The organism is Legionella sp. 16cNR16C (assembly GCF_021297775.1).
GTDB classification, from domain to species: Bacteria; Pseudomonadota; Gammaproteobacteria; order Legionellales; family Legionellaceae; genus Legionella_C; species Legionella_C quinlivanii_A.
In genome coordinates, this window is the sequence record NZ_JAJTMX010000002.1 from 1337423 (window position 1) to 1353825 (window position 16403).

A 16403-nucleotide genomic window follows, 5' to 3' on the forward strand; every position below is an offset into this window, starting at 1 on the left:
TATAAGGTGAAGGTATGTATCATTTGCTGAATTTATTGATCTGGTTGCCAATTGTTGGCGGTGTTTTTGTATTCCTCACTGGTGATGACAAAAACCCAAACACAGCCCGGTATTTGTCATTATTTACCGTGCTGCTGACGTTATTAATGTGCATCCCTCTGATGAGCGGGTTTGATCCAAATACATACAGTATGCAGTATGTAGAAGAAATTATCTGGCTGCCGGCCTTAGGAATTAATTATACTTTGGGTGTTGATGGTTTATCGATACTGCTAATTGTATTAAGTGTTTTCACTAATCTGATAGTTATTCTGGCGACCTGGGAAAGCATACATAAGCGTGTTGCCCAATACATGTCAGCCTTTCTGATAATGCAGGGCTTGCTCGTTGGAGTATTCTCCGCAACCGATGCCATTGTCTTCTATATTTTCTGGGAAGCGACATTAATACCGATGTATCTAATTATTGGTATCTGGGGATCGGATAATCGGGTTTATGCTGCCATTAAGTTTTTCCTCTATACATTCCTTGGTTCAGTGTTAATGCTGGCCTCATTCTTGTATATGGGATATACAGTTGGTTCTTTCAAAATTGAAACTTTCTATGCGATTCGATTGGGAATGACTGCTCAGACCCTGATCTTTATAGCGTTTTTTCTGGGTTTTGCTATCAAGATACCCATGTTCCCGGTTCATACCTGGTTGCCTGATGCTCATACAGAAGCACCGGCTGGTGGTTCAATTGTCCTGGCCGCTATATTACTGAAGCTTGGAGCTTACGGATTCATTCGCTTTGCATTACCGATTGTTCCAGACGCCTGCAGACATTATGCGCCATTGATGATTGGATTGTCTTTAGTAGCCGTGGTCTATGTAGGTTTGGTTGCGATTATTCAAAAAGACATGAAACGCCTGATTGCTTATTCATCAATCTCTCACATGGGCTTTGTCACATTAGGATGCTTTACAATATTCACTATTGCAGAGCGATCTGGCTTAAGCAATGCAGGACTCGTGCTTGAAGGCGCCATTGTTGTTATGATTTCTCATGCGTTTATATCAAGTGGGATGTTTGCTGGTGTCGGATTTATTTATGATCGCATGCATACCCGTAAAGTCAGTGATTTTGGAGGTATTGTAAATACCATGCCTGTCTTTGCCTCCTTTTTTATGCTGTTCGCTATGGCTAATGCAGGCTTACCAGGTACTTCCGGTTTCGTAGGCGAGTTCATGGTTATTCTTGGCAGCATTAAAGCCGGGTTCTGGATTGCATTCTGGGCTGCTACGACACTGATTATCGGTGCTGCCTATACATTATGGATGTATAAACGCGTCATTTTCGGCAAAATTGCAAATGAAAAAGTAGCTGCTTTGAAAGATTTATCTGTTTTTGAGACCAGTGCCTATGTGCTGTTGGCATTGATGGTTATTCTTATGGGAGTCTATCCAAAGCCAGTTCTTGATTACGTTCATCAGTCCGTCAGTTACACATTGGCTCAGGCTGATAAATCAAAATTATAAAAATGCAAGGTTAATAAACATGATGTCTTTACTTGATAATCTACATGTCGCCATACCGGAAATAATACTCCTGATAACAGCTTGTCTGGCTTTGTTGGGCGATCTTTTCTTCAAGGAAAAAATTAAAAACCTGGCTTATGGCATTAGCCTGGCAGGTTTGTTACTAGCTGGAGTAGTCTGCTATCTGCTTCTGGGTAATTTTAAAATTATCGTGCTAGGCGGCCTTTTTATCTGTGATGATGTTTCCCAGTTAATGAAATTATTCATTCTGCTTAGCGTTTTTCTTGCTTTTATCTATTCAGAAAAGTATCTGGATGAGCGTCAGATGCCCTCGGGTGATTACTACGTGCTGGGTCTTTTTTCCACTTTAGGAATGATGATCCTCGTTTCCGCTCATTCGCTGCTGACGGTTTATCTTGGACTTGAATTGCTGTCATTACCTCTTTATGCAATGACCGCAATAAGACGCACAAACAGCGATGCTTCAGAAGCTGCCATGAAATATTTCGTAATGGGTGCTATTGCTTCTGGTATGCTGCTTTATGGCATGTCCCTCGTCTATGGAGCAACCGGTAAACTCGATTTACTGGACATTGCCAATGCAATTGCTGCGAACTGGCAGGAGCAGGGCAGCTTGCTGACCTTCGCATTGGTCTTTATTGTTGCCGGCTTTGCCTTTAAGCTTGCTGCAGTGCCATTTCACATGTGGGCACCCGATGTATATCAGGGGGCGCCAACTTCTGTAACTTTATTTATCAGTACTGCGCCCAAAATAGCGGCAGTTGGGATGACTTTCCGATTGCTTACGCTTGGACTAGTTGACTTAGCGGCTGATTGGCAGCAACTATTAATTGTTATCACATTACTCTCTACTGGTATTGGCAATCTGCTGGCAATCGTTCAAACGAATTTTAAACGGCTGCTGGCTTATTCTGCAATTTCACATGCCGGCTATGCCTTATTTGGTATTTTGGCTGGTAACGCGGCTGGTTATTCCGCTGCCTTATTTTATGTCCTCATGTATTCAATCATGACAGTAGCTGCGTTTGGTATCATTCTTCTGCTCTCACGCAGTGGTGTAGAGATTGAACAAATCAGCGATCTGAGAGGCCTTAATAAACGAAATCCCTGGATGGCGTTTATGATGCTAATCGTCATGTTTTCAATGGCAGGTGTACCTCCAACAGTGGGCTTCTTCACCAAACTGCTGGTACTCAAGGCGCTGGTTGATGTTCACCTTACCTGGGTTGCTGTTTTCGGTCTGATTTTCGCTGTGATTGGTGCCTATTACTATATTCGTGTGGTTAAAGTAATGTACTTTGATGAAATGGAAGACAGTGCTCCTATCAGACTATCAGGACCTACAACACTACTTTACTCACTCAATTGCCTGTCTTTACTTGCGCTTGGGTTGTTTCCAACAGGCTTATTAACCGCCTGCGTTAACGCGTTTTCCAGTTAGTTAGTTCTCTCAGGGCTGGGTTATGTTGCTCAGCCTGCTATTTCCAATCAACAGCTATGCATAATAAATGTTCGATACAGTAAATCCGGAATAAATTGTATCTTCCAAATACATGTATTGGTTTTAGTCAAAAAACCCTTGATTAACCATATAAAACACAACAATATCAATAAATCGACGAGATTATAAGAAAATACTTGCAGAGTTAATAAATGCTGCGTATACTTGGTTCTGTTGATGCGGGGTGGAGCAGCCTGGTAGCTCGTCGGGCTCATAACCCGAAGGTCGTAGGTTCAAATCCTGCCCCCGCTACCACTACTAAAAGCCCCATTTATGGGGTTTTTTATTATGTAAAAAACGGATCTCATTTATCGGCAACCCTCTGAACTGCTTCCAGGAGCGAAAGGGAATGTCAAAATCATTGATGGATGGGTAATTGGAGTATGGAGATATATTCTTTTGGAACTAAATGCTCCGACGCCAATAAACACTCTTTGAAACCGAGAGGTGTACTGTTTCCTGCAATCATATTCTGAACAAAGGTTGAAACCTTCAAATCGCCATAGCGCTGGTATAAATTCAGATGACTGAACAAGCATAGGAAAAAAGTAATTCCTGAACAGCAAATGATTAAACTAAATTGAAGTTATCGATGATTAAAAATGACATAGAAAATTTGTTATATCCAATAGTGACCGCACTAGGTTACCAGCTATGGGCTTGTGAATATTTACCTCAGGGCAAGCATTCCCTGTTAAGAGTCTATATAGACAGACCCGAAGGAATTGGCCTTGGGGATTGTGAAATAGTCAGCAAACAGATCAGTGCATTGCTTGATGTCGAGGATCCGATTCCCGGGAATTATAGCCTTGAGATTTCTTCACCGGGCATACCGCGTCCACTCTTTCATAGAGAACATTATTTAATGTATGTTGGACAGGAAATTCAACTGAAGCTTAGAAGAGCAATACACGGCCAACGAAAAAAATTGAAAGGGAGCATTGAAAGCGTTCAGGAACACTCTTTGGTACTAAATGTTGAAAACGAACATCTGGAAATACCATTTTCCGACATTATAAAAGCTAATTTGACAGGCGAGTGAGGCAGGCATGAGTAAAGAATTGTTATTAGTAGCAGAGGCATTGTCCAATGAAAAAGGGGTGACAAAAGATGTCGTGTTGTTAGCCATTCAGGCAGCTCTTGAATCAGCCACTCGAAAATTGTCAGGGCATGATATGGGCGTTCGCGTTAAGCTTGACCCTAAAACTGGCGAATATGAGACCTACCGCTATTGGGAGGTTGTTGCAGATGACGAGATTGTAAATCCAGCGGCTGAAATAACCCTGTCAGCAGCCCGTGAGCGTTCACCCGCCATTGAGATCGGTGAAAAAATTGAAGAGCCGATGCCTTCCATTGAATTCGGACGTATTGCTGCTCAAACGGCGCGGCAGGTCATCATGCAAAAAGTCCGGGAAGCTGAGCGGCAACAAATTGTCGAACAGTTTCGTGCCAAACAGGGGCAGCTGGTTTATGGAACCGTTAAAAAAGTAACCAGAGACAATATTATTATCGACCTGGGCGGCAAAGCAGAAGCGTTTATGCCACGTCAGGAAATGCTTCCTAATGAAATGTTCAGACCCAACGACAGGGTTCGCGCTTACCTCTATGAAATTACACCGCAATCTCGTGGTCCTCAATTATTTGTCAGCCGCATTCGTAATGAAATGCTGATTGAATTATTCCGCATCGAAGTGCCTGAAATTGGTGAGAATGTTATCGAAGTGAAGGCTGCTGCCCGAGAACCTGGAATTCGTGCTAAAATTGCAGTAAAAACTAACGATGGCCGTATTGATCCTGTAGGGGCCTGTGTCGGTATGAGAGGGGCTCGCGTCCAGGCCGTATCTAGCGAATTGGGCGGCGAGCGCGTTGATATTATTTTATGGGATGATAATCCGGCGCAATTAGTTATCAATGCAATGGCTCCTGCCGATATTACTTCCATCATTGTAGATGAAGATAGTCATACGATGGATTTGGCTGTTCAGAAAGAGCAGTTATCACAGGCAATTGGGCGCAATGGTCAGAACGTAAGACTAGCCAGCCAATTAACCGGTTGGACATTGAACGTGATGACAGTCGATGACTTTAATGCAAAAACACAGGAAGAATCATCTAAAATAGTAAACCTGTTTACTTCTGCACTGGATATTGACGAAGAGATTGCAGCTCTGCTTGTCGCCAATGGCTTCTCTTCTCTTGAAGAGATTGCTTACGTGCCCAAAGAAGAGTTAATGGGAATTGAAGAGTTTGATGAAGAAATTGTTGATGAATTGAGAAATCGAGCGAATGACACATTACTTGCTCAAGCACTTTCTTCAGGCCAGGATTTAGAGAGTGAAAATGATAATTCCTTACTTGAAATGGAAGGAATGACCGCTGAGATTGCGGATGCCCTCAACAAAAAAGGGATTGTCACCATGGACGATTTGGCAGAGCAATCTGTTGATGAGCTTCTGGAAATTGAAGGTATGACTGAGAAAAAGGCAGCTGCCTTGATAATGAAAGCACGTGAACCCTGGTTTAGCTAAATTAAGCACATCTGGGTCAAAACAGGTTAAGTGTCTGCAGGACGCCTGACCAATGTTACGAAATGATATTTAGAACAAAGCAATTTGATTGAAGTTGCCAAAAGAGGATCATAAATATGGCGGATGTAACGGTTATACAATTAGCTCAGGTCGTGGGTATCCCGGTTGAGAGCCTGTTAAACCAGTTGCAGGAAGCGGGGCTATCGTTTACTGATGGTACTCAAACTGTAAATGAAGATCAGAAGCGGATTTTACTCAATCACTTGAAAACCAGTAGTCGTGGCGAGCTGCGGGCGAGTCCCGAGCGGATTACGCTCAAAAGAAAAAGTCTCACCAAAGTCACTGTGGGACATGATATTCACAGTGGAAAAACTGTCAATGTTGAATTTAGAAAAAAACACATTTATGTGAAGCGCTCAGCTCTGGAGCAGGAACCTGAAGTCGAAGTAGAGACCACCACTGCGTTGATGGAGCCTGTGGAGCATGAGGTGGAGGTTATAGAACCACCGATTACTTTGGAAGAGCCGATTGAGCCTGTCAGCAGCGAAGAATCTCCAATTGCTGCTGAAGTGGCAGAGACCGATGTATCCGGGATAGTTTCTGAAATCCAGGATGTGAAAGAAGCCGTTATTCCCAATATTGAGGAAGCTGCCAGCACTGTTGCCGACACTCCTGCTGCTGAGTCTGTCCAAAAACCCTTTACTCCAAGAACTACCGATGAGAAATCGGAAAAGGCACCTAAAAAACGCCATATGGACAAAGAGGAAATGGAAGCCGATAAAAGCGATTACAAGCGCGGTAAAAAGAAGCCTAAATACCAGCAGATGTCTGAGCGTGATGATGACGACGCAGGTGTCCGTTTCAAACGTGGCAAATCAAAAAAACGAAAACCGAATGAAAAATCTGATAAATACCGGGAGGCTGAAGAAGCATTAACCCACGGATTTGCTATGCCTACTGCACCGGTTGTCAGGGAAGTTGCTATTCCTGAAACAATTACTGTGGGTGAGCTGGCCAAGCGAATGTCAGTAAAAGTTGCCGAAGTTATTAAAGTCATGATGGGGCTTGGCGCAATGGCGACTATCAACCAGGTTATTGATCAGGATACAGCACTGATTGTAGTCGAGGAAATGGGACATAGAGCCCATCTGCTGAAAGAGGATGCGATTGAGCAAAATCTTGGTGATGCCCTCTCTAAAGGAAGCCATAGTGTTGAGCGTGCACCGGTAGTAACCATCATGGGGCACGTAGATCATGGAAAAACCTCGCTGCTGGATTATATTCGCCGTACCAAAGTTGCAGCCGGTGAAGCAGGGGGTATTACACAGCATATCGGTGCATACCACGTGGCTACAGAAAAAGGCGAGATTACTTTTCTTGACACACCAGGTCATGCGGCGTTTACTGCCATGCGAGCCCGCGGTGCACAGGTTACTGATATCGTTGTGTTGATTGTCGCAGCGGATGACGGTGTTAAACCACAGACTATTGAAGCGGTACAGCATGCGAAAGCGGCCAGTGTACCTATCATTGTCGCAGTAAATAAGATGGATAAGCCTGATGCGGATCCTGATCGGGTTATGAATGAGTTATCTGCTTATGATGTAATCCCTGAAGCATGGGGCGGCGATAACATGTTTGTGCAGATTTCAGCAAAAGCTGGGACAGGCGTCGATGAATTACTCGATGCAATTCTCCTGCAGTCCGAGGTACTTGAATTGACTGCACCAACTGATGGTGCTGCCAAAGGGGTGGTAATTGAATCCCGTCTCGATAAAGGCCGTGGTCCTGTAGCTACTGTCCTCGTACAGAGCGGTACCCTCCATAAAGGTGATATTTTACTGGCAGGTTTCCAATATGGCCGGGTAAGAGCGTTAGTTAGCGATAATGGGTCATTGGTTGACACTGCCGGACCTTCAATTCCTGTGGAGGTCTTGGGTTTATCGGCCATACCTCATGCAGGGGATGAAGCTGTCGTTGTACCGGATGAGAAAAGAGCGCGTGAAGTTGCCTTGTTCCGTCAGGGTAAATTCCGTGATGTGAAGCTGGCAAGACGCCAAAAATCGTCTCTTGAAGGCATTTTTGAAAATATGACGACCACTGAAGCTAAAGTACTTAACGTGGTGCTTAAAGCAGATGTTCAAGGTTCTGTCGAAGCAATCGCTGATGCGCTGGTCAAACTTTCAACTGATGAAGTAAAGGTAGAGATTATTGCGAATGGTGTTGGGGGAATCACTGAATCAGATGTTCATTTGGCGATAGCTTCCAGTGCGATCCTGATTGGTTTTAACGTTCGTGCGGATACTGGTGCCAAACGCCTTGCTGAGCAGGAGGGGGTATCCTTGAATTATTACAGTGTTATTTATGACATTGTAGATCAGGTGAAGGGTGCATTAACGGGTATGTTAGCGCCACAGTTTAAAGAAGAAATTGTAGGTATTGCAGAAGTTCGCGACGTATTCCGCTCTCCCAAGTTAGGCGCAATTGCTGGTTGTATGGTCATCGAAGGTACTGTGAAACGTAATAATCCAATACGTGTGCTGCGCAATAATGTGGTTATTTATGAAGGTACTCTCGAATCGCTACGCCGCTTTAAAGACGATGTCCTGGAAGTACGTCAAGGATTTGAGTGCGGTATTGGGGTTAAAAACTATAATGACGTTAAACCCGGTGATTTGATTGAAGTTTTTGAAACGATTGAGATAAAACGAGATTTATGAGTAATTTTAAACGAGTAGATCGGGTTGCGGAAATGCTGCAACGGGAGCTGTCACAATTGATACAGCAGGAAGTTAAAGATCCTCGACTGCCTTCTTTTGTGACAATCTCGGCTGTAAAAGTATCTCCTGATTTGAGCCATGCAAAAGTATATTTCACGGTGCTGAATCATGATGTAAAAATGACAGCCTCGATTCTGAACGCTGCTTCAAGTTATTTAAGAACCGCTTTGGCACGTTCTGTAAAGTTGCGCATAGCGCCTCAATTGCATTTTATTTATGATGAATCCATTGAGTATGGCCGTCGTTTGAGCAAGTTGATTGATGATGTAAACCCTGCGGAGCCTGATGAAGACGCGTGATTCCCTGGCAATTAATGGTATTTTGCTGTTGAACAAACCACAGGGATTATCTTCTAATGCAGTATTACAAAAAGCTAAACGATTGCTTAATGCCGCTAAGGCAGGTCATACTGGCAGTCTTGATCCTCTGGCTACCGGTATGCTGCCTTTATGTTTTGGCGAGGCAACCAAGGTTTGCCAATACTTACTGGACGCCGATAAAACCTACCAGGCGACGGGCCGATTAGGTATCAAAACCGACAGTGGTGATTCAACCGGAACCATCGTGGCTCAGATTTCAGATTTACCTGCGATTAGCGAATCCGTGCTGCAATCAGTCGTTCAGGAATTTACCGGGGCTATTGAGCAGACTCCATCGATGTATTCTGCCCTTAAACATCAGGGTAAGCCGCTGTATAAGTATGCGCGTGAAGGTAAGACCCTCGAGCGAAAAAAACGAATTATTAATATCTATCATATTGAATTAAAGAACTTTGATGGCCAGGATTTCGCTATTGAGGTCAGTTGCAGTAAAGGAACCTATATTCGCTCTCTCATTGAGGATATTGGCGAGAGGCTCGGCGTTTATGCGCATATGACGCAATTGCATCGACTGCATACTGCAGGATTTAAGCATGAGCCGATGTATACATTTGAGCAGTTGTCCGTACAAGATGACTTGCAGAAACTTCTATTGCCTATGGATGATGCGATTTCGCATTTGCCTGCGGTTGAGTTAGAAGACAACCAGTTGCAATGCTTACGGCAGGGTAAAATAATCCAATTAACAAACGATGTGCTTCCAGGCCTGCTGCGTCTTTATAATCAAAGCAATTTTTCCGGCATTGGTGAAATCAATGAGAATGGAGACTTGCTGGTCAGACGGTTGCTGTCGTTTTAATTGATGGGCTGAAGTTGCAGTCGGATGATTCGCTTCAGAAAAATCTAGTGGAAATTTTGCAAAAAGAGTTGTTTTTGAATAACTTTTTGACTAAAGTATAGCAATGCATTATCCAATACTTGTTTATTTGTTGTGGTCTTGGTAAAATGCTCGCCTTTAATACCACACACTTAGCTTATATCCAGGAGTGAACAATGTCGCTAAGCAGCGAACAAAAAGTAGAAATCATCAACCAGTTCAAGCGAGCTGACAATGACACCGGATCTCCCGAGGTTCAAGTCTCCCTTATTACTGGACGTATCAAATATTTAACTGAACACTTCAAAGTGAACCGTAAAGATTTCCATTCAAAACGTGGTTTGCAAGCTTTAGTTAACAAAAGAAGAAAGCTTCTTAAATATTTAAAAGATAATGACTCAGGTCGTTATCAAACACTAATTCAGAGTTTGGGACTAAGAGATTCTTATTGATTCAGGATTTCATTTAATGCCAGAAGCTCTTGACATATTTGACTAATGAAAGGCGCAGTGTTCTGCGCCTTTTTTTTATAATAATTAAACGAGGTAAATTACGTGTCCAAAATTATAAAAGAAATACGCTTTGGTGAGCATCGCCTGGTTTTGGAAACCGGTGAGATTGCGAGACAAGCGGATGGCGCCATATTAGCCAGTATGGCAGGTACCCAGGTATTGGTAGCTGTTGTAGCTAAAAAAGAAGGCGCTGATTCGAACAATTTCTTTCCATTAACAGTTAATTATCAGGAAAAAAGTTATGCCGCAGGTAAAATTCCTGGCGGTTTTAACAAAAGGGAAGGACGGCCCAGCGAACATGAGACGCTGACCTCACGTTTAATGGACAGGCCATTACGTCCTCTATTTCCTGAAGGCTTTTCTAATGAAGTGCAAGTCATTGCCACTGTTTTATCTTTAAATCCGGAAGTTCCAGCAGATATTATTTCCATGATTGGTGCTTCGGCTGCGTTAGCTGTCTCTGGCTTACCATTTCAAGGACCAATCGGTGCCGCAAGAGTTGGTTATAAAGATGGCATTTATCTTTTGAACCCTGGCTACAAAACCTTGCAGCAATCTGCATTGGATCTGGTAGTTGCTGGAACGCAGGACGCCATATTGATGGTAGAGTCCGAAGCTAAAGAATTGTCCGAAGAAATCATGCTGGGTGCTGTGCTTTATGGCCATGAAATGATGCAGTCTGTTATTCAGGGGATCAGGGAATTGGCTAAAGAAGTCAATAAAACCCCTTGGAACTGGACAATGAAACCTGCCAATGAGGAACTGGTTCAGCGTGTCAGTGAGTTCGCCAGAGGAAGTATTACAGAAGCTTATTTACTCAAAGACAAGCAACAACGTTATCAGCGCCTGGATGAGATCAGAGTGCAGCTGATTGAAAATATGTGCGGCGAAACCCAGGAAATTATGCCTGCAGAAATCAGTGACATAATGAACTCGCTTGAAAAAGAAATCGTCCGTAACCGCATTCTGGATGGCGAGCCTCGTATCGATGGACGTGATCAGCACACTGTAAGACCTATCTCTATTCGTACTAAATTTTTGGAAAGAGCTCATGGTTCGGTATTATTTACCCGCGGTGAAACTCAGGCCATTGTAGCGGCAACTTTGGGGAATGAGCGTGATGCTCAGATTCTGGACAGCCTGACCGGCGAATCAAAAGATCGCTTTATGCTCCACTACAATTTTCCTCCCTATTCTGTTGGAGAAGTGGGGATGGTTGGTAGTCCCAAACGTCGTGAAATTGGACATGGTCGTTTGGCAAAGCGCAGCCTAATCGCCGTATTGCCAACAGCCAGTGAATTTCCCTATGTCCTGCGAGTCGTTTCTGACATTACCGAGTCGAATGGATCAAGCTCAATGGCGACCGTCTGCGGTACCAGTCTGGCATTAATGGATGCCGGAGTTCCTCTGAAAGCTCCTGTTGCCGGGGTGGCAATGGGATTAATTAAAGAAGGCGAGCGCTTTGCTGTATTGACCGATATACTCGGCGACGAAGATCATCTGGGTGATATGGATTTCAAAGTGGCTGGAACTGATCAAGGCGTCACTGCTCTGCAAATGGATATCAAGATTACTGGTATCACCAGGGAGATTATGGAGCAGGCACTGGAACAGGCGAAAGCTGGACGGCTTCATATTTTGGGTGTGATGAATAATGCACTGTCCGAGCACCGTGATGAGCTATCGCAACATGCTCCACGCATTACTACTATGAAAGTTGCGGAAGATAAAATTCGGACAGTCATCGGTAAAGGCGGTTCTACAATTAAAGGATTGATAGAAAGCACAGGTGTTTCCATCGACATCGATGATACAGGTGTTATCCAGTTATTTTCTCCTGATGCGCTGGCATTGGAAGAAGCACAGCGTCAAATCAAAGCTCTGGTTGCTGAAGTTGAAGTAGGCCAGATATATCGCGGTAAAGTAAGCAAGATAGTTGATTTTGGTGCATTCATTAACCTTCTGCCTGGCAAAGATGGTTTACTGCATATTTCTCAGATCTGTAGCGATCGCTCTCAGAAAGTGGAGTCTGTTCTCAGCGAAGGCCAGGAAATTGAAGTGCTGGTAGCTGGAATCGACAAACAAGGCCGTATCAAACTGGAGTGGAAGGACAAGCCTGAAGCCCCTGCGAAAGCTGAGAGTGAAAGCACTGCGTCTGCTGAGACTGAAACAGCTGATGCCGGCTCAGATCGTAGTGGGGAAGAAGAGTAATTTTACTTTCGTTCCCGCGAAGATCATTAAGTTACGGAAATTATGTCATTCCCGCGAAGGCGGGAATCTATTTCTCAGTTGGCATTATAGCTAGCTCAGAGATGGATCCCCGCCTGCGCGGGGAGGACAGTTTAATGGCAGTGTCCCTAACCCTGTTACTTAAAAAAACCATGCCATGTATTAAGCATTTTGCAAAACAGCTCTGCTGTTTTTTCAGCATCATAAATCGCGGAATGCGCCTCCTGAGTATTAAATTCAATCCCCGCGGCCCTGACTGCTTTTGCCAACACCGTTTGACCATAGAAAAGTCCAGATAAGGTAGCGGTATCAAAACAGGTAAATGCATGAAAGGGTAATTTAACTTTGGTGCGTTCAGCCGCTTCTTTCATAAACAAAAGATCAAACCAGGCATTATGGCCTACGAGCACAGCTCTTTGACAGTGATTTTTCTTCAATGCCTTTTGAATAGGTTTAAAGAGATTTTCAAGCGCTTCTTTTTCCTCAATAGCAAAACGTAATGGTTGAAACGGATCAACCTGAATGAATTCCAGCGACTTCTGATCCAGAACAGAACCCTCAAAGGGTATAACATGTTCAAAATGGGTAGATTCCCGATAATAATTCCCATGCTCATCGCGATTAATAAGTACAACACAGGCTTCTAACAATGCATTAGTTTTAGGATTTATGCCTGCAGTTTCCAAATCGACAATAACGGGTAAAAAACCTCTGAATCGCTCTTTTAACTGATTGCCATATGTTTCTAAAAATTTAGTCATCAATACTCCATGACAGTAATTCGCCTGCGGCCATAGGTACAATTTTGTCCTGGCCGAAGGTTAAAAACCCTGGAATCGACTGCGGTTTTTTAACAAGCTGCAATTGATCGACGTTGGGAGCTAAGCGATAGAAATCAGAACCATGCTGAGCTAAAAATCCATTAAGCAAAGAAAGTTTGTTTCTCTCATCAAAAAGTTTAGTATAAAACGCTACTGCAAAAGGGGCTGAGTATACTCCTGCACAGCCGCAAGCGGATTCTTTATGCTGGACCGCATGCGGCGCACTATCGGTTCCTGCAAAAAATCTGGGATCACCGCTTAAAGCGGCTTCTTGAAGGGCCAGCTGATCGCGTTCATGTTTCAAAACCGGGAGGCAATAATAATGCGGTTTAAGGCCGCCAGCGAGAAGCTGGTTACGATTATACAGTAAATGATGAGGGGTGATGGTCGCAGCCAGGGTTTCAGGTCCATTTTTAACAAACTCAACAGCCTTTCGCGTAGATATATGCTCCAGAACCACTCGTAACCTTGGAAAATTATGTAAAATGGGGCTCAGGTAGCTGTCAATGAAATCCTCTTCGCGCTCGAAAATATCGCCTTCAACGGTCTCGCCATGAATCTGCAGCACCAGATCATAATCTTGCATGATCTCCAGCAATGGATATAGAGCGTGAATTGAGCGGGCACCTTGTTCAGAGTTGGTAGTTGCTCCTGCAGGATATAGTTTGGCTCCAAGAATAAAATTGGATTGTGCCGCCTGTTGTAGTGTTTCCGGTGAAACAGTTTCATTGAGATACAAAGTCATCAAGGGTTGGAATTTACTGTTTCCGGGCAATACGTCCAGAATACGCTGACGATAGGCTATTATTGCCTCAACGGTGGTCAGGGCTGGTTTTAAGTTAGGCATTACCAATGCGCGTGCAAAGTGTCTTGCAGTCGCATTGACGGTATCTTTTAACAAGATGCCGTCTCGGAAATGGACATGCCAGTCATCTGGTTTGGTAATGGTGATAGTTTTCAAGATAAAGATTCTCTGAAAATTGCCGATATAGGAGAATAACATGCTTTCGCGATGTGGATGAGCAAAAAATGACACCAGCACGCCTTTTTTTACCGCTTATATTGTCTGTGTTGAATCTGACATATGCAGTCTCATATGCCGCGCCGCTGCATGTCGAGTATGTAAGTCCACTGGGAACAGAAAACTGGAAAATGACCGGTAGCCGCTTACGCTGTGGTTTATCACTGACAATTCCAAATTTTGGTGTTGCCTATTTTGAGCAATATGCAGCCAAACCACCTCATTTCATTATGACTAAATGGGAGCAGGTTGAAAAAAGGCTACCGGCGGCATTTTATGCGGGGCCTCCGATGTGGAAACCAAATGGGCCAATTTTCTTTATATCCAAAACATCCATTAATCCAGGCAAGTATGGTGTATTTTTAAATAGAGAGCCTGCACTAAAAGCCTTAACTTATTTATCTCGAGGATTTATAACCAAATTTCAATACCATTCAGAAGAGGGTTTCGCTGTATCAGTTATTTTGTCACCTGTGAAATTTCAGGAGCCGTTTGCGAAATACCAGAAATGCCTGGGGAATCTTCTGGATTATACCTATCAAAGTGTTGCAGTAACAATTATCCTGTTCAACACAGATAATTCCGAGTTAAGTGATGCCGCGAAGAGTCAACTGGACAAAATAGTCGAGTATTTTCGCGCGGATGCGCAGGTTAAAAAAATTGCTATTGCGGGTTACGCCGACAGCACAGGACGGAAATCCTATAATAATGCTGTTTCCGAAGACAGGGCTGAGGCAGTGAGCCGCTATCTTTCTGGTAAAGGTATCGATAAGAGTGAGATGACAGTTACCTGGTATGGAGCAACCAGACCAGCAGAGACGAATGACACAGAAGCAGGTCAGGCTGCTAATCGGCGAGTTGTCGTTAAGCTGGTAAAGTAAGTATTCATTTATTCATTTGTAATTAATTTTACTTCTTCTTTCTTTCAGACAAAGCAGAAATATACCCCCATTTAAAAAGCAGTGATGCGCTTATCTTCATTTGACCACTTTGATCATAATAAATCCTTTTCTATATGTTGATGAAAGAGTCATCTCGATCTGGATTCGCGCATTCGGTCAAATATTGGACTTTAGTCCTGAAATTATAAAGTTGATGATAAGTTGCTTATGATGATTATTTTGGAATCAATTAGTAAGGTTTACCTATCAGTTTTTAAAAATTATATTGAAAATTAGATGAAATACTGTTGACTTTGCCAAATTGGCGCTTGATAATTTGCCCATGTACGTTCTCGGTTAGAGCGATGATTGCGTACTGTCGTCAACCTTCAATGGTTTGACAGCAAAACGGGAAATTAATAATAAAAAAGTGGAGATGAAGCATGTTAAATTTGAAAAAAACAGCGGTAGCTGTTCTTGCTTTAGGTAGCAGTGCAGTATTTGCTGGAACCATGGGTCCTGTATGTACCCCTGGTAATGTTACAGTTCCTTGCGAAAGAACAGCTTGGGACTTCGGCGTATCAGCTCTTTATCTTGAGCCTGTTTACAATGGCGATTTTGGTTACCACGGTGCTTATGTTGATCCTTTCACAGGCAACTACCGTTTCAACGAAAATGAGCCTGATTTCGATTGGGGCTTCAAAATCGAAGGTTCGTACCACTTCAGCACTGGAAATGACCTGACTGTAAACTGGTACCATTGGGATAATGATGACGATCGCAATGTTAACACTTACGACTACTTCCTGGAAGGCAACGTTCCTTACCACCTGAGCTGGGAACCTAAATGGGATGCTGTTAACGTCGAATTCGGTCAACACGTTGATTTCGGTGAGTTCAAAAACATCCGTTTCCACGGTGGTGTTCAATACGCTCGCATCGAACATGATCTGAGACTGCGTCCATGGTACAACTACAACATCCAAAACACTCGTTTCGAAACTAAATTCAACGGTTTCGGTCCTCGTGTTGGTGCTGACATGTCTTACGATTGGGGTAACGGATTTGCAATCTATGCAAACGGCGCTACTGCAATCCTGGTTGGTGACAGCGATTTCAGCAACAACCTGGTTGCCTCAAGCCTGGGCTACGCTCACGGTTCCAAAACTTCTATGGTTCCTGAGTTGGAAGCTAAACTGGGTGCTAAATACACTTACGCAATGGCTCAAGGTGATCTGACTCTGGATGCTGGTTGGATGTGGGTCAACTACTTCAACGTTAACCACGTTGGCTACCCTGCAGCTGGTTTCCCAACTGTTAGCGAAAGCGACTTTGCTCTGCACGGTCCTTACGTTGGTCTGAAATGGGTCGGTAACGTATAATCGTAGTACA

General features: G+C 43.6%; 12 protein-coding genes, 1 tRNA gene and 2 pseudogenes. 13 read left to right on the top strand and 2 right to left on the bottom strand.

Features of this window, described 5'->3' with window-relative positions; genetic code table 11:
- Positions 1-14: 14 nt before the first annotated feature.
- The 11 genes and pseudogenes from LXA66_RS09715 (at position 15) to pnp (ending at position 12270) form a co-directional block, all read left to right on the top strand.
- Complete coding sequence (locus LXA66_RS09715) at positions 15-1520, top strand: NADH-quinone oxidoreductase subunit M (RefSeq protein ID WP_233012983.1); 1506 nt, start codon at positions 15-17, stop codon at positions 1518-1520.
- Positions 1521-1539: 19 nt separating this feature from the next.
- Positions 1540-2982, top strand: a complete 1443-nt coding sequence (gene nuoN / locus LXA66_RS09720) for an NADH-quinone oxidoreductase subunit NuoN (protein ID WP_233012984.1) — start codon at positions 1540-1542, stop codon at positions 2980-2982.
- A gap of 238 nt (positions 2983-3220) precedes the next feature.
- Positions 3221-3297 (top strand) — tRNA-Met (locus tag LXA66_RS09725).
- A 337-nt stretch (positions 3298-3634) separates the two neighbouring features.
- Positions 3635-4084: a ribosome maturation factor RimP gene (gene rimP, locus LXA66_RS09730; protein ID WP_233012985.1), complete on the top strand. Its 450-nt coding sequence runs from the start codon at positions 3635-3637 to the stop codon at positions 4082-4084.
- 7 nt (positions 4085-4091) lie between these two features.
- Positions 4092-5570, top strand: a complete 1479-nt coding sequence (nusA, locus tag LXA66_RS09735) for a transcription termination factor NusA (RefSeq protein WP_133139790.1) — start codon at positions 4092-4094, stop codon at positions 5568-5570.
- Between the two features lie 116 nt (positions 5571-5686).
- A pseudogene (locus LXA66_RS15920) lies at positions 5687-5996 on the top strand (translation initiation factor IF-2 associated domain-containing protein); the annotation flags it as partial.
- A gap of 293 nt (positions 5997-6289) precedes the next feature.
- Positions 6290-8290: pseudogene (gene infB, locus LXA66_RS09740) on the top strand (translation initiation factor IF-2); the annotation flags it as partial.
- On the top strand, positions 8287-8649 hold the full coding sequence (gene rbfA, locus LXA66_RS09745) for a 30S ribosome-binding factor RbfA (protein ID WP_233012987.1): 363 nt from the start codon (positions 8287-8289) through the stop codon (positions 8647-8649). The pseudogene infB and the gene rbfA, both read left to right, overlap by 4 nt.
- Positions 8636-9529 carry a tRNA pseudouridine(55) synthase TruB gene (gene truB, locus LXA66_RS09750; RefSeq protein ID WP_233012988.1) on the top strand — a complete coding sequence of 298 codons (894 nt, stop codon included), beginning with the start codon at positions 8636-8638 and terminating at the stop codon, positions 9527-9529. The genes rbfA and truB overlap by 14 nt, the downstream gene beginning before the upstream one ends.
- A gap of 194 nt (positions 9530-9723) precedes the next feature.
- Entirely contained in the window at positions 9724-9999 is a 276-nt protein-coding gene (gene rpsO / locus LXA66_RS09755) for a 30S ribosomal protein S15 (protein ID WP_058507252.1), read from the top strand.
- 102 nt (positions 10000-10101) lie between these two features.
- A complete protein-coding gene (gene pnp / locus LXA66_RS09760) occupies positions 10102-12270 on the top strand; it encodes a polyribonucleotide nucleotidyltransferase (protein ID WP_233012989.1) in 2169 nt (722 codons plus the stop codon).
- Positions 12271-12425: 155 nt separating this feature from the next.
- Here the strand turns inward: pnp and rnt are convergent, their stop codons facing one another.
- On the bottom strand, positions 12426-13049 hold the full coding sequence (rnt, locus tag LXA66_RS09765; protein WP_112219308.1) for a ribonuclease T: 624 nt from the start codon (positions 13047-13049) through the stop codon (positions 12426-12428).
- Entirely contained in the window at positions 13042-14070 is a 1029-nt protein-coding gene (pyrC, locus tag LXA66_RS09770; protein WP_233013040.1) for a dihydroorotase, read from the bottom strand. Before pyrC ends, rnt begins: the two co-directional genes overlap by 8 nt.
- A gap of 68 nt (positions 14071-14138) precedes the next feature.
- On the opposite strand from pyrC, the gene LXA66_RS09775 reads away from it, so the two are divergent.
- Positions 14139-15011 (top strand): OmpA family protein, encoded by an 873-nt coding sequence (locus LXA66_RS09775; protein ID WP_133139784.1) that lies wholly within the window; start codon positions 14139-14141, stop codon positions 15009-15011.
- A 443-nt stretch (positions 15012-15454) separates the two neighbouring features.
- Positions 15455-16393 (top strand): Lpg1974 family pore-forming outer membrane protein, encoded by a 939-nt coding sequence (locus tag LXA66_RS09780; protein ID WP_112219306.1) that lies wholly within the window; start codon positions 15455-15457, stop codon positions 16391-16393.
- Positions 16394-16403 lie beyond the last annotated feature (10 nt).